Below are 14,126 nucleotides of genomic sequence, written 5' to 3' on the forward strand. Positions count from 1 at the left end.
CAAGCATCGTCCCAGACCCGTTCTGCCCTCCGCATATCACCCTTCAGGCCAGCTTCCCCCCGCTCCTGACCGGCTCCCCGACGTCCACTCCCCGACCCCCGCGCCCTTCCGGTCTTTTCCCGTCCCTCTCCCGGCGCCTACTGGCCACTCCTGTCCTCTCCCGGCCGGCTCCTGCCTCGTCTGGTGCTCCTCCGGCCTCTTCCCGCCGCCGTTTCCCCGCTTCCCACGGCCCCGGACGGCCCCCTCCCGGCCCCACTCCGGCGGCCTCCGGGGGCCGCCGATCCGGGTAGCGCGCGGGGTTCGGTGGTACCTGTTCGACGGCTGGGCGCTCACCACGTACACTCCTACGTCGTTGGCCTTCACCTTCCGCCATCGCTGGACACTCCATGGAGCCGTCCGGATGCGGTAGGTTGAGGAGCGGACAAAGGGTCGTAGCTCAATTGGAAGAGCACTGGTCTCCAAAACCAGCGGTTGTGGGTTCGAGTCCCTCCGGCCCTGCTCCACACATCGTCGGCGTGGTGTGTGCTTGCTTGCGTACGTACTGAATTGCACCGCCGTGCGGCCGGGCCGGACGCCGCAGGGCCACGACCCGGATCAGGTGAGGACGAGTGACGGAGATCACGGATACCGCCGAGGTCCCCGAGCCCGGAGGGTCGGACGGGAAGAAGTCCCGGCGTGGGGGCAAGCGCGGAAAGAAGGGCCCGCTGGCACGGCTGGCCCTCTTCTACCGGCAGATCGTCGCCGAACTCCGCAAGGTGGTCTGGCCGACTCGGCATCAGCTGTCGACGTACACGACCGTGGTGATCATTTTCGTCGTCATCATGATTGCCCTGATTTTCGTGCTTGACTATGGGTTGACCGAAGTCATGAAGTTCGTCTTCGGCTGACCATTCCGTGACGGCCAGCGTGTTCCCCGGGAACACCCTGACTGGCGCGCGTTCGACCCCTTGTAGCCAGGAAGAAGCAGCCACCGTGTCTGACCCCAACCTGAACGACGCCGCCGTCGAGTCCGCCGAGGGCGACGACACCGCGCAGGACATCGTCGAGGCGGCGGACAGCGTAGACAAGACGGAAGCTGCCGACCTCGCCGCCAGCGACGCGGCCGAGGAGACCGCCGTGCGCGTCGAGACCGTAGCGCCCGCCGAAGCCACCGAGACCGCCGAAGCCACTGAGGCCGACGGCGAGGAGGCGACGACCGAGGCCGCGGAGCAGGCCGCCGACAGCGTGGAAGAAGAGGCGGAGGAGCAGGTCGACCCGGTCGAGGCGCTCCGTCAGGAGCTGCGGTTCCTCCCCGGCGAGTGGTACGTGATCCACACCTACGCGGGCTACGAGAACCGTGTGAAGACCAACCTCATGCAGCGCGCCGTCTCGCTGAACGTCGAGGACTACATCTTCCAGGCCGAGACGCCGCAGGAGGAGGTCGTCCAGATCAAGAACGGCGACCGCCGCACGGTCCGGCAGAACAAGCTCCCCAGCTACGTCCTCATCCGGATGGATCTGACGAACGAGTCCTGGGGCGTCGTCCGTAACACCCCGGGCGTCACCGGGTTCGTCGGCAACGCCTACGACCCGTACCCGCTGACGCTGGACGAGGTCGTCAAGATGCTCGCGCCGGAGGCGGAGGAGAAGGCCGCGAAGGCCGCCGCCGCTGACGAGGAGGGCAAGCCCGCGGGCACGCCGAGCCGCCAGGTCGAGGTCCAGGTGCTGGACTTCGAGGTGGGCGACGCGGTCACCGTCACCGACGGTCCGTTCGCCACCCTCCAGGCCACGATCAACGAGATCAACCCGGACTCCAAGAAGGTCAAGGGCCTGGTGGAGATCTTCGGGCGGGAGACCCCGGTCGAGCTGAGCTTCGACCAGATCCAGAAGAACTGACCTGAGGGCCGGGGGCGTTCCGGCCGGGGACCCGCGATGATCGCGAGCCCCGCGCCACCGGGTGGCCGGTGAGCCACGACGGCGCCCCCTCTGTCGGTCCCGACGGGACCGACCACCTGTCTCCGTGTGGGTCGGATGGCCGCTGAGCCGTCTGACCTGCTCGGTTTCTGTGCGTTCCACGGTACGAGCTATCGTGGTGCGGCTTCGTCCGGATCGAGGGACGGAGCACGAATCACCTCTCACTAGGACCCGGAGAGAGCATGCCTCCCAAGAAGAAGAAGGTCGCGGGGCTGATCAAGCTCCAGATCCAGGCCGGCCAGGCCAACCCGGCTCCGCCGGTCGGCCCGGCGCTGGGTCAGCACGGCGTCAACATCATGGAGTTCTGCAAGGCCTACAACGCGGCGACCGAGTCGCAGCGTGGCTGGGTCATCCCGGTGGAGATCACGGTCTACGAGGACCGCTCCTTCGAGTTCGTCACCAAGACCCCGCCGGCCGCGAAGATGATCCTCAAGGCCGCCGGTGTGGACAAGGGCTCCGGCACTCCGCACACCACCAAGGTCGCCAAGATCAGCCGCGACCAGGTGCGTGAGATCGCCACCACCAAGATGCCCGACCTGAACGCCAACGACCTGGACGCCGCGGAGAAGATCATCGCTGGCACCGCCCGGTCGATGGGCGTCACCGTCGAGGGCTGACCTCGCGGCACCGTCCGTCTCCGTGGGAGGGCCAGGCGCTGGCCCACACCACGACTCCCTTACTGCCCGCGGCTCTGACCGCGCGGTGTGACTGTCAGGAGCAGTAGTGAAGCGCAGCAAGACTCTCCGCGAGAGCGACGCCAAGATCGACCGCAGCCGGGTGCACGCCCCGCTGGAGGCGATCCGGCTCGTCAAGGAGACCTCCACGAAGAAGTTCGACGCGACCGTCGAGGTCGCCATGCGCCTGGGCGTCGACCCGCGCAAGGCGGACCAGATGGTGCGCGGCACCGTCAACCTCCCGCACGGCACCGGTAAGACCGCCCGGGTCCTGGTCTTCGCGACCGGTGACCGTGCAGCGGCGGCGGAGGCCGCGGGCGCCGACATCGTCGGCGCCGACGAGCTGATCGAGGAGGTCGCTGGCGGCCGTCTGGACTTCGACGCGGTCGTCGCCACCCCGGACCTCATGGGCAAGGTCGGCCGTCTCGGCCGCGTGCTCGGCCCGCGTGGTCTGATGCCGAACCCGAAGACCGGCACGGTCACCCCGGATGTCACCAAGGCGGTGGAGGACATCAAGGGCGGCAAGATCGAGTTCCGCGTCGACAAGCACTCGAACCTCCACTTCATCGTGGGCAAGGCGTCCTTCGATGACCAGCAGCTCGTCGAGAACTACGCGGCGGCGCTGGAGGAGATCACCCGGCTGCGGCCCTCGGCCGCGAAGGGCCGGTACATCAAGAAGATCACCTTCACCAGCACCATGGGCCCGGGCGTCCCCGTGGACTCCAACCGCACCCGCAACCTCCTGAGCGAGGAGGACGCGCTGGCGGTCTGAGCCACGGCCCAGCCCCGCGCCACGCGCTGAGCGTCTCCCGGTCCCCGTCCTCCGCTGGAGGGCGGGGACCGTCGCGTTGTCCTTCCGTCCCCGGCGGGAGGTAGGCTGCTGGCCCGAAAATCTGTCTACGACGGGTGGGGGAGCACGATGCAGATCGGCGTACAGGTTGAGGGGACGAGGCCCACGAAGCCGAGCGCGCGGCGGAGGCGCCTGTTGGGCGGCTGTGCCCTCGCGCTGGCCGCCACCCTGACCGCCTGCCAGTCGTCCGGTGGGGACGACGACGGATCGGCCAAGGACGGTACGGAGGGCGGCGGTTCCGTCACCAAGGTGCTGACGGCGGCCACGGAGAAGACCAAGCGCGCCAAGTCGGTGAAGTTCACCTCCACCATCAAGGTCACGGGCCAGGGCGTCGGCCAGGGCGACGGTGAGTTCAGCATGTCCGGCAGCCAGAGCTGGGACCCGGTCGCGGCCGAGACCACCCTGGACACCGGCATGTTGAAGGAGCTGGGAGCGCCGGAGGAGATGCGCCTGCGGATGCTCGACGGTGTCAGCTACCTCGACGCGGGGGAGCAGGCCGCGGCCGGTCTCGGCGGCAAGCGGTGGCTGAGGGTCGACCCCGCGCAGCTCACCGAGGGGGAGTTCAACGGGATGCCGAGCGGAGCCCAACAGCAGGACCCGGCACAGCAGATGAGCCTCCTCGTCGACTCCCCACAGGTCAAGAAGGTCGGTGAGACCAAGATCGGTGGAGTGAAGGCCACGCACTACTCCGGCACGGTGACGCTGGAGGAGGCGCTGGCCGCCGAGGCGAGCGGCGGAGTCAGCGACAAGGAGCGCAAGCGGCAGCTGAACACCCTCAAGAAGCAGGGCTTCAGCGGCTTCGACATCGACGCCTGGGTCGGCGGTGACGAGTACCCCGTGCGGACGGACCTCGCGATGTCCGGAAAGAAGGGATCGGTCAAGGTCTCCACCCGGTTCACCGACTACGGAACCCCGGTGAAGGTGCAGGCCCCGCCCGCCTCCCAGACGGTCGACCTCAGCGACCTGGACTCCTGGAAGAACCGGGGACCGGGACAGGGTGCCCTGAGCTGACGCCCGGACGCCCGTCCGGCCCGTCCGCGGTTTCGCGTGGCGGTTTCCGGACGGGCGCCCCCAACCGCGCTCGGCTCCAGGCCCGTTCGGGCCCGGGGCCGTCGGGGGCCCGCGCAAACCGTCCCCGCCTGTCCCACCCGCCTCCGAGGCCGTACGGCCGGGTCGCCCCGGTACGGTCCGCTGGGAGCGGAACCGATTTGGTGCTGGCCGAGCCGTTCGCGTATTCTCCGGGAGAAGCCAAAGACCGCTGGTCGTCGCCGTGCTCATACAGAGGTGCGGTGGCCGAAGGATCCGCTAGCTGCGGGCGACCCGCGCAGGTGACTGAGGAAGACTCCCGGGCATCCACTCGGTCGAGCCACGCCCCATGCGCCTGCGCTGGGGCGTTTCGTTTTGTCCAGCCCCTTCCGAGCGGTCCTCATCACCCGGAAGGAGGCCGAGGCCCATGGCGAGGGACCAGATCGCACCTGACAAGGTCGCAGCCGTGGAGGAGATGACGGACAAGTTCCGGAACTCCAACGCTGCTGTGGTCACCGCGTACACCGGACTCTCCGTGGCGCAGCTCCAGCAGCTGCGCCGGTCGCTCGGTGACAACGCTCAGTACCGTGTGGTGAAGAACACGCTGACCAAGATCGCGGCCAACGAGGCTGGGATCACCGAGCTGGACGAGTTCTTCACTGGCTCGTCGGCCGTCGCCTTCGTGACCGGTGACCCGGTCGAGGCGGCGAAGGGTCTCCGTGACTTCGCCAAGACGAACCCCGCCCTGGAGATCAAGGGCGGCATCGTCGACGGCGCGCAGTACAGCGCCGCCGACCTCCAGAAGCTCGCGGACCTTGAGTCCCGTGAGGTGCTGCTCGCCAAGCTGGCCGGTGACATGAAGGCGTCCATGGCCAAGGCCGCGGCGACCTTCGAGGCCCCCCTGTCGAAGTTCGTCCGCACCGCGGACGCGCTGCGCAGCAAGGTGGAGCAGGGCGGTGCCGATACTTCGGCTCCCGCCGAGGCCGAGTCCGAGTAAGACCGACTCGGTCGCAGCGGGCCGGTAAGCCCGCCGACATATTCATCCGGCACCAGCCGATCTAGTGGAAGGACCGCCCACCATGGCGAAGCTCAGCCAGGACGAGCTGCTTGACCAGTTCAGCGAGATGACCCTGATCGAGCTCTCCGAGTTCGTGAAGGCCTTCGAGGAGAAGTTCGACGTCGAGGCCGCCGCCCCGGCCGCCGCCGTCATCGCCGCCCCGGCGCAGGGTGGTGGCGGCGAGGCCGCCGCCGCCGAGGAGCAGGACGAGTTCGACGTCATCCTCGCCGGCCCGGGCGACAAGAAGATCCAGGTCATCAAGGTCGTGCGTGAGCTGACCTCGCTGGGTCTGAAGGAGGCCAAGGAGCTGGTCGACGGCACCCCGAAGCCGGTCCTGGAGAAGGTCTCCAAGGAGCAGGCCGAGAAGGCCAAGGAGGCCCTGGAGGGCGCCGGCGGTTCGGTCGAGGTCAAGTGACTTCACCGCGCTGACCTGCGAGGTTGCCGCCCGTCGGCGGTGACAGCGCAGAGCGTCACGAGGGGCGATCACCCGCTTGGGTGGTCGCCCCTCGGCGTCGTTGCGGCGCCTGCGGCGCGCTGTCCCCGGCGCCGGGTATGGTGATCTTCGTTGCCCTGGGGGCCTTGACGTACGGCACGCAGCGCGCAATTCTCTGGACGCGTCGTCACATCAATCCTGGATCCGAGGCATGGATTGAGGACGGAGCGGGAAGTGTTGCGGCAGACACATCCTGGCCCGGCGATCGAGGCCGCCGGGCCGGTCGCGGCAGCGAGACACAACTAGGGGGATCCCTCTCGGAGGGGAGACCACCCCGCCTGGGCGGGCTGAGCGAGGCACCGGAGGTGGAGGCCGGAGAGTGGAGCGGTTCCGGGAAATCTGCTCTGGACATCAGTGGGCCTTGTGGCTACACTGACCCTTTGCGCTGCCTAATAGCTGCCCCCTTCCCGTCATCAGGGGCACCGGTATGCGCGCAGAGAGTCCGAGCCCTCGGAAGGACCCCCTCTTGGCCGCCTCGCGCACTGCCTCGATTGCCAATTCGAACAACGGCGCCAGCACTGCCCCGCTGCGTATCTCTTTTGCGAAGATCAAAGAGCCTCTTGAGGTCCCGAACCTCCTCGCGCTCCAGACCGAGAGCTTCGACTGGCTGCTCGGTAACGACGCCTGGAAGGGTCGCGTCGAGGCCGCACTGGACAGCGGACAGGACGTCCCCACCAAGTCAGGTCTGGAAGAGATCTTTGAGGAGATCTCCCCGATCGAGGACTTCTCCGGGTCGATGTCGCTGACCTTCCGCGACCACCGGTTCGAGCCGCCGAAGAACTCCATCGATGAGTGCAAGGAGCGCGACTTCACGTACGCGGCCCCGCTCTTCGTCACCGCGGAGTTCACGAACAACGAGACCGGTGAGATCAAGTCCCAGACCGTGTTCATGGGTGACTTCCCGCTCATGACCAACAAGGGCACCTTTGTGATCAACGGCACCGAGCGTGTCGTCGTCTCGCAGCTCGTCCGCTCGCCGGGGGTGTACTTCGACAGCTCCGTCGACAAGACCTCCGACAAGGACATCTACTCCGCCAAGATCATCCCCTCCCGGGGCGCCTGGCTGGAGATGGAGGTCGACAAGCGCGACATGGTCGGCGTCCGCATCGACCGGAAGCGCAAGCAGTCCGTGACGGTGCTGCTCAAGGCGCTCGGCTGGACCAGCGAGCAGATCCTTGAGGAGTTCGGCCAGTACGAGTCCATGCGCGCCACCCTGGAGAAGGACCACACCCAGGGTCAGGAGGACGCGCTGCTCGACATCTACCGCAAGCTGCGCCCGGGCGAGCCGCCGACCCGCGAGGCCGCGCAGACCCTGCTGGAGAACCTCTACTTCAACCAGAAGCGGTACGACCTGGCGAAGGTCGGCCGGTACAAGATCAACAAGAAGCTCGGCGGCGAAGAGCCGCTCGACTCCGGGGTGCTCACCAGCGCCGACATCATCGCCACCATCAAGTACCTGGTGAAGCTGCACGCGGGGGAGACCGAGACGGTCTCCGCCGAGGGCGACGAGATCGTCATCGAGACGGACGACATCGACCACTTCGGCAACCGCCGTCTGCGCAACGTCGGCGAACTCATCCAGAACCAGGTGCGCACCGGGCTCGCGCGCATGGAGCGGGTGGTTCGGGAGCGGATGACGACCCAGGACGTCGAGGCGATCACGCCGCAGACGCTGATCAACATCCGGCCGGTTGTCGCCTCCATCAAGGAGTTCTTCGGCACCAGCCAGCTCTCGCAGTTCATGGACCAGACGAACCCGATCTCGGGTCTCACCCACAAGCGCCGGCTGTCCGCGCTCGGCCCGGGTGGCCTGAGCCGGGAGCGGGCTGGCTTCGAGGTCCGGGACGTGCACCCCTCGCACTACGGCCGGATGTGCCCGATCGAGACCCCCGAGGGTCCGAACATCGGTCTCATCGGTTCGCTGGCCTCGTACGGCCGGGTCAACGCCTTCGGCTTCGTCGAGACGCCGTACCGGAAGGTCGTCGACGGCACCGTCACGGACGAGGTCCACTACCTCACCGCGGACGAGGAGGACCGCTTCGTCATCGCGCAGGCCAACGCGCCGCTGACGGACGAGATGCGTTTCGCCGAGGACCGGGTGCTGATCCGCCGTCGAGGTGGCGAGGTCGACCTGATCCCTGGTGACGAGGTCGACTACATGGACGTCTCGCCGCGGCAGATGGTGTCTGTGGCGACCGCCATGATCCCCTTCCTGGAGCACGACGACGCCAACCGCGCGCTCATGGGGTCGAACATGATGCGGCAGGCGGTGCCGCTGATCAAGGCGGAGTCCCCGCTGGTCGGCACCGGCATGGAGTACCGCTGCGCGGTGGACGCCGGTGACGTGATCAAGGCCGACAAGGACGGCGTCGTCCAGGAGGTCTCGGCCGACTACGTGACCGTGGCCAACGACGACGGCACCTACACGACCTACCGGGTCGCCAAGTTCACCCGCTCCAACCAGGGCACCTCCTTCAACCAGAAGGTCCTGGTCGACGAGGGCGCGCGGGTGATCGAGGGTCAGGTGCTGGCCGACGGCCCGTCCACCGAGGACGGCGAGCTGGCGCTCGGTAAGAACCTGCTGGTCGCGTTCATGCCGTGGGAGGGCTACAACTACGAGGACGCGATCATCCTCAGCCAGCGGCTGGTGCAGGACGACGTCCTCTCCTCGGTGCACATCGAGGAGCACGAGGTCGACGCCCGGGACACCAAGCTCGGCCCGGAGGAGATCACCCGGGACATCCCGAACGTCTCCGAGGAGGTCCTCGCCGACCTCGACGAGCGGGGCATCATCCGGATCGGCGCCGAGGTCGAGGCCGGCGACATCCTGGTGGGCAAGGTCACCCCGAAGGGTGAGACGGAGCTGACCCCGGAGGAGCGGCTGCTCCGGGCGATCTTCGGTGAGAAGGCCCGTGAGGTGCGGGACACCTCGCTCAAGGTGCCGCACGGCGAGACCGGCAAGGTCATCGGCGTCCGCGTCTTCGACCGCGAGGAGGGCGACGAGCTGCCGCCCGGCGTCAACCAGCTGGTGCGGGTCTACGTCGCCCAGAAGCGTAAGATCACCGACGGTGACAAGCTCGCGGGCCGGCACGGCAACAAGGGCGTCATCTCGAAGATCCTGCCGGTTGAGGACATGCCGTTCATGGAGGACGGCACCCCGGTCGACATCATCCTCAACCCGCTCGGCGTCCCCTCCCGGATGAACCCGGGACAGGTGCTGGAGATCCACCTCGGCTGGCTGGCCAGCCAGGGCTGGAAGATCGACGGCCTGGACGACGACTGGCAGCTGCGGCTGGCCGAGATCGGCGCGGACGAGGTCCAGCCCGGCACCAACGTCGCCACCCCGGTGTTCGACGGTGCCCGGGAGGACGAGATCGCGGGTCTCTTCCAGTGCGCGGTGCCGAACCGCGACGGTGAGCGGATGGTGCTGCCCTCGGGTAAGGCCCGGCTCTACGACGGCCGCTCCGGCGAGCCGTTCCCGGACCCGATCTCGGTCGGCTACATGTACATCCTGAAGCTCCACCACCTGGTCGACGACAAGCTGCACGCCCGCTCGACCGGCCCGTACTCCATGATCACCCAGCAGCCGCTGGGTGGTAAGGCCCAGTTCGGTGGCCAGCGCTTCGGTGAGATGGAGGTGTGGGCCCTGGAGGCCTACGGGGCGGCGTACGCCCTCCAGGAACTCCTCACCATCAAGTCCGACGACGTCACCGGACGAGTGAAGGTCTACGAGGCCATCGTCAAGGGCGAGAACATCCCCGAACCGGGCATCCCCGAGTCCTTCAAGGTGCTCATCAAGGAGATGCAGTCGCTCTGCCTGAACGTGGAGGTGCTGTCCTCGGACGGTATGTCCATCGAGATGCGCGACACCGACGAGGACGTCTTCCGCGCCGCGGAGGAGCTCGGTATCGACCTGTCCCGGCGCGAGCCGAGCAGCGTCGAAGAGGTCTGACGGGTCGGGTCGGCGTCCCCCCGCGGGCGCCGACCCTCCCCGGAGCCGCTGCCGCGCTTCCGGGGGGACCCCCAGCCGGACCCCGTTCAGACCACTGACAGCGCCCCGTGTTCGCCACGGCGAGGGGCACAACCCTGAGAGGGATTGACGAGAGTGCTCGACGTCAACTTCTTCGACGAACTGCGAATCGGCCTTGCCACCGCTGACGACATCCGTCAGTGGTCGCACGGCGAGGTCAAGAAGCCGGAGACCATCAACTACCGCACCCTCAAGCCCGAGAAGGACGGCCTCTTCTGCGAGAAGATCTTCGGCCCGACCCGGGACTGGGAGTGCTACTGCGGTAAGTACAAGCGCGTCCGTTTCAAGGGCATCATCTGTGAGCGCTGCGGTGTCGAGGTCACCCGCGCCAAGGTGCGCCGGGAGCGGATGGGCCACATCGAGCTGGCCGCGCCCGTCACCCACATCTGGTACTTCAAGGGCGTCCCCTCGCGCCTGGGGTACCTGCTCGACCTGGCGCCGAAGGACCTGGAGAAGGTCATCTACTTCGCCGCGTACATGATCACGTACGTGGACGAGGAGCGTCGGACCCGCGACCTGCCCTCGCTGGAGGCGCACGTCGGCGTCGAGCGCCAGCAGATCGAGCAGCGGCGCGACGCCGACCTGGAGGCGCGGGCCAAGAAGCAGGAGTCCGACCTGGCCGAGCTGGAGGCCGAGGGCGCCAAGGCGGACGTCCGGCGCAAGGTGCGTGAGGGCGCCGAGCGCGAGATGAAGCAGCTCCGCGACCGCGCGCAGCGCGAGATCGACCGGCTCGACGAGGTGTGGAACCGCTTCAAGAACCTCAAGGTCCAGGACCTCGAGGGCGACGAGCTGCTCTACCGTGAGCTGCGGGACCGCTTCGGCACCTACTTCGACGGCTCGATGGGCGCCGCCGCGCTACAGAAGCGGCTGGAGACCTTCGACCTCGACGAGGAGGCGGAGAAGCTCCGCGAGATCATCCGGACCGGCAAGGGCCAGAAGAAGACCCGGGCGCTGAAGCGCCTCAAGGTCGTCTCGGCGTTCCTCCAGACCAGCAACAGCCCCAAGGGCATGGTGCTGGACTGCGTTCCGGTGATCCCGCCGGACCTGCGTCCGATGGTGCAGCTGGACGGTGGCCGCTTCGCGACCTCCGACCTGAACGACCTGTACCGCCGGGTGATCAACCGGAACAACCGCCTCAAGCGGCTCCTGGACCTGGGCGCGCCCGAGATCATCGTCAACAACGAGAAGCGGATGCTTCAGGAGGCCGTTGACGCGCTCTTCGACAACGGCCGCCGTGGCCGTCCGGTCACCGGTCCGGGTAACCGCCCGCTGAAGTCGCTCTCCGACATGCTCAAGGGCAAGCAGGGCCGGTTCCGGCAGAACCTGCTGGGCAAGCGCGTCGACTACTCGGCGCGTTCGGTGATCGTCGTCGGTCCGCAGCTCAAGCTGCACCAGTGCGGGCTGCCGAAGGCGATGGCGCTGGAGCTGTTCAAGCCGTTCGTCATGAAGCGGCTGGTCGACCTGAACCACGCGCAGAACATCAAGTCCGCGAAGCGGATGGTGGAGCGCGGCCGGACGGTCGTGTACGACGTGCTGGAAGAGGTCATCGCGGAGCACCCGGTGCTGCTGAACCGCGCGCCGACGCTGCACCGGCTGGGTATCCAGGCCTTCGAGCCGCAGCTCGTCGAGGGCAAGGCGATCCAGATCCACCCGCTCGTCTGCACCGCGTTCAACGCGGACTTCGACGGGGACCAGATGGCGGTGCACCTGCCGCTGTCCGCCGAGGCCCAGGCCGAGGCGCGGATCCTGATGCTGTCCTCGAACAACATCCTCAAGCCCGCCGACGGCCGTCCGGTGACCATGCCCACCCAGGACATGGTGCTCGGCCTGTTCTACCTCACGACCGACGAGGTCGAAGGGGAGACCAAGGGCGACGGGCGCTCGTTCAACTCGCCGGCCGAGGCGATCATGGCGTTCGACGCGGGTGAGGTCTCGCTCCAGGCGCAGGTCGACATCCGGTTCCCGGCCGGGTCCGTCCCGCCCCTGGGCTGGACCCCGCCGCCCGCCACCGAGTCGGAGGACGCCTCCGCCACGGACGGCGGCTACGGCATGGGCGAGTGGCAGCCGGGCGACGGCTTCCGGCTCCAGACGACCCTGGGCCGGGCGCTCTTCAACGAGCTGCTGCCCGAGGAGTACGCCTACGTCGACTACACCGTGGGCAAGAAGCAGCTCTCCCAGATCGTCAACGACCTGGCGGAGCGCTACCCCAAGGTCGTCGTCGCGGCGGCGCTGGACAACCTCAAGTCGGCCGGTTACTACTGGGCGACCCGTTCCGGCGTGACCATCGCGATCTCGGACGTGGTCGTCCCGGCCGCCAAGCCGGAGATCATCGCGGGCTACGAGAGCCAGGACGAGAAGGTCCAGAAGCAGTACGAGCGCGGTCTGATCACCAAGGACGAGCGCACGCAGGAGCTCATCGCCATCTGGACCAAGGCGACCAACGAGGTCTCCGAGGCGATGAACGAGAACTTCCCGAAGACGAACCCGATCTTCATGATGGTGGACTCGGGCGCCCGAGGGAACATGATGCAGATGCGGCAGATCGCGGGTATGCGCGGTCTGGTGTCCAACGCGAAGAACGAGACCATTCCGCGGCCCATCAAGGCGTCGTTCCGGGAGGGTCTCTCGGTGCTGGAGTACTTCATCTCCACGCACGGTGCCCGTAAGGGTCTGGCGGACACCGCGCTGCGTACCGCGGACTCGGGCTACCTGACGCGTCGTCTGGTCGATGTCTCGCAGGACGTGATCATCCGCGAGGAGGACTGCGGTACCGACCGTGGCCTCAAGCTGGCGATCGCGGTGCGGAACACCGACGGCAGCCTGCGGAAGACCGACGACGTCGAGACCAGCGTGTACGCGCGCTGCCTCGCCGAGGACATCGTGGTGGACGGCAGGGTGCTCGCCCCGGCCGGCACCGACCTGGGCGACGTGCTCATCGACGAGCTGGTCCGGTACGGCGTCGAGACGGTCAAGACCCGCTCGATCCTCACCTGCGAGTCGCTGGTCGGCACCTGCGCCATGTGCTACGGCCGGTCGCTGGCCACCGGCAAGCTGGTGGACATCGGTGAGGCAGTCGGCATCATCGCGGCGCAGTCGATCGGTGAGCCCGGCACCCAGCTGACGATGCGCACCTTCCACACCGGTGGTGTGGCGGGCGACGACATCACCCAGGGTCTGCCGCGTGTGGTCGAGCTGTTCGAGGCCCGTACGCCCAAGGGCGTCGCGCCGATCACGGAGGCGGCCGGTCGGGTCCGCATCGAGGAGACGGAGAAGACCAAGAAGGTCGTCGTCACCCCGGATGACGGCTCGGACGACATGCCCTACAGCGTGTCGAAGCGCGCCCGGCTGACCGTGCAGGAGGGCGACCACGTCGTCGTCGGCCAGAAGCTGACGGTGGGTACCGAGAACCCGCACGACGTGCTGCGGATCCTCGGCCAGCGCGCGGTCCAGGTCCACCTGGTCGGTGAGGTGCAGAAGGTCTACAACTCGCAGGGTGTGTCGATCCACGACAAGCACATCGAGATCATCATCCGGCAGATGCTCCGCCGGGTGACGATCATCGAGTCCGGCGACGCCGAGCTGCTGCCCGGCGAGCTGGTGGAGCGCACCAAGTTCGAGGGTGAGAACCGCCGCGTGGTGGCGGAGGGCGGTCACCCCGCCTCCGGCCGTCCGCAGCTGATGGGTATCACGAAGGCGTCGCTGGCGACCGAGTCGTGGCTCTCCGCCGCGTCCTTCCAGGAGACGACCAGGGTGCTGACCGACGCGGCGATCAACGCCAAGTCGGACTCCCTGATCGGTCTCAAGGAGAACGTGATCATCGGTAAGCTCATCCCGGCCGGTACGGGCCTGTCCCGCTACCGGAACATCCGGGTCGAGCCGACCGAGGAGGCCAAGGCCGCGATGTACTCGGCCGTCGGATACGACGACATCGACTACTCGCCCTTCGGTACCGGCTCCGGCCAGGCGGTACCGCTGGAGGACTACGACTACGGTCCGTACAACGCCTGACGTGGCTGACGAGAGGCGCCCGTTCCCGAGGGGAC

The 14,126-nt window shown here is 67.7% G+C and carries 9 protein-coding genes and 1 tRNA gene; all 10 read left to right on the forward strand.

Annotated features, from left to right (window positions below):
• Window positions 1-425 precede the first annotated feature (425 nt).
• The 10 genes from E0L36_RS25345 to E0L36_RS25390 all read left to right on the forward strand — a co-directional run bounded on the left by E0L36_RS25345 (window position 426) and on the right by E0L36_RS25390 (window position 14,091).
• A tRNA-Trp gene (locus E0L36_RS25345) sits at window positions 426-498 on the forward strand.
• A 110-nt stretch (window positions 499-608) separates the two neighbouring features.
• Window positions 609-887 carry a preprotein translocase subunit SecE gene (secE, locus tag E0L36_RS25350; RefSeq protein WP_180931561.1) on the forward strand — a complete coding sequence of 93 codons (279 nt, stop codon included), beginning with the start codon at window positions 609-611 and terminating at the stop codon, window positions 885-887.
• Window positions 888-972: 85 nt separating this feature from the next.
• A complete protein-coding gene (gene nusG, locus E0L36_RS25355; RefSeq protein ID WP_180931562.1) occupies window positions 973-1,875 on the forward strand; it encodes a transcription termination/antitermination protein NusG in 903 nt (300 codons plus the stop codon).
• 260 nt (window positions 1,876-2,135) lie between these two features.
• Window positions 2,136-2,570: a 50S ribosomal protein L11 gene (gene rplK, locus E0L36_RS25360; RefSeq protein WP_180931563.1), complete on the forward strand. Its 435-nt coding sequence runs from the start codon at window positions 2,136-2,138 to the stop codon at window positions 2,568-2,570.
• A 106-nt stretch (window positions 2,571-2,676) separates the two neighbouring features.
• Window positions 2,677-3,399, forward strand: a complete 723-nt coding sequence (rplA, locus tag E0L36_RS25365; RefSeq protein ID WP_180931564.1) for a 50S ribosomal protein L1 — start codon at window positions 2,677-2,679, stop codon at window positions 3,397-3,399.
• A gap of 147 nt (window positions 3,400-3,546) precedes the next feature.
• Window positions 3,547-4,488 (forward strand): hypothetical protein, encoded by a 942-nt coding sequence (locus E0L36_RS25370; RefSeq protein WP_180931565.1) that lies wholly within the window; start codon window positions 3,547-3,549, stop codon window positions 4,486-4,488.
• Between the two features lie 442 nt (window positions 4,489-4,930).
• On the forward strand, window positions 4,931-5,500 hold the full coding sequence (gene rplJ / locus E0L36_RS25375; RefSeq protein WP_180931566.1) for a 50S ribosomal protein L10: 570 nt from the start codon (window positions 4,931-4,933) through the stop codon (window positions 5,498-5,500).
• 82 nt (window positions 5,501-5,582) lie between these two features.
• The gene (rplL, locus tag E0L36_RS25380; protein ID WP_180931567.1) at window positions 5,583-5,975 is read left to right on the forward strand and encodes a 50S ribosomal protein L7/L12; all 393 of its coding nucleotides are present in this window, start codon (window positions 5,583-5,585) and stop codon (window positions 5,973-5,975) included.
• A gap of 544 nt (window positions 5,976-6,519) precedes the next feature.
• Window positions 6,520-10,005, forward strand: a complete 3,486-nt coding sequence (gene rpoB, locus E0L36_RS25385) for a DNA-directed RNA polymerase subunit beta (protein WP_180931568.1) — start codon at window positions 6,520-6,522, stop codon at window positions 10,003-10,005.
• 153 nt (window positions 10,006-10,158) lie between these two features.
• Complete coding sequence (locus E0L36_RS25390) at window positions 10,159-14,091, forward strand: DNA-directed RNA polymerase subunit beta' (protein ID WP_180931569.1); 3,933 nt, start codon at window positions 10,159-10,161, stop codon at window positions 14,089-14,091.
• Window positions 14,092-14,126: the final 35 nt, after the last annotated feature.

It is taken from the genome of Streptomyces sp. AJS327 (assembly GCF_013450295.1).
Lineage (GTDB): Bacteria > Actinomycetota > Actinomycetes > Streptomycetales > Streptomycetaceae > Streptomyces.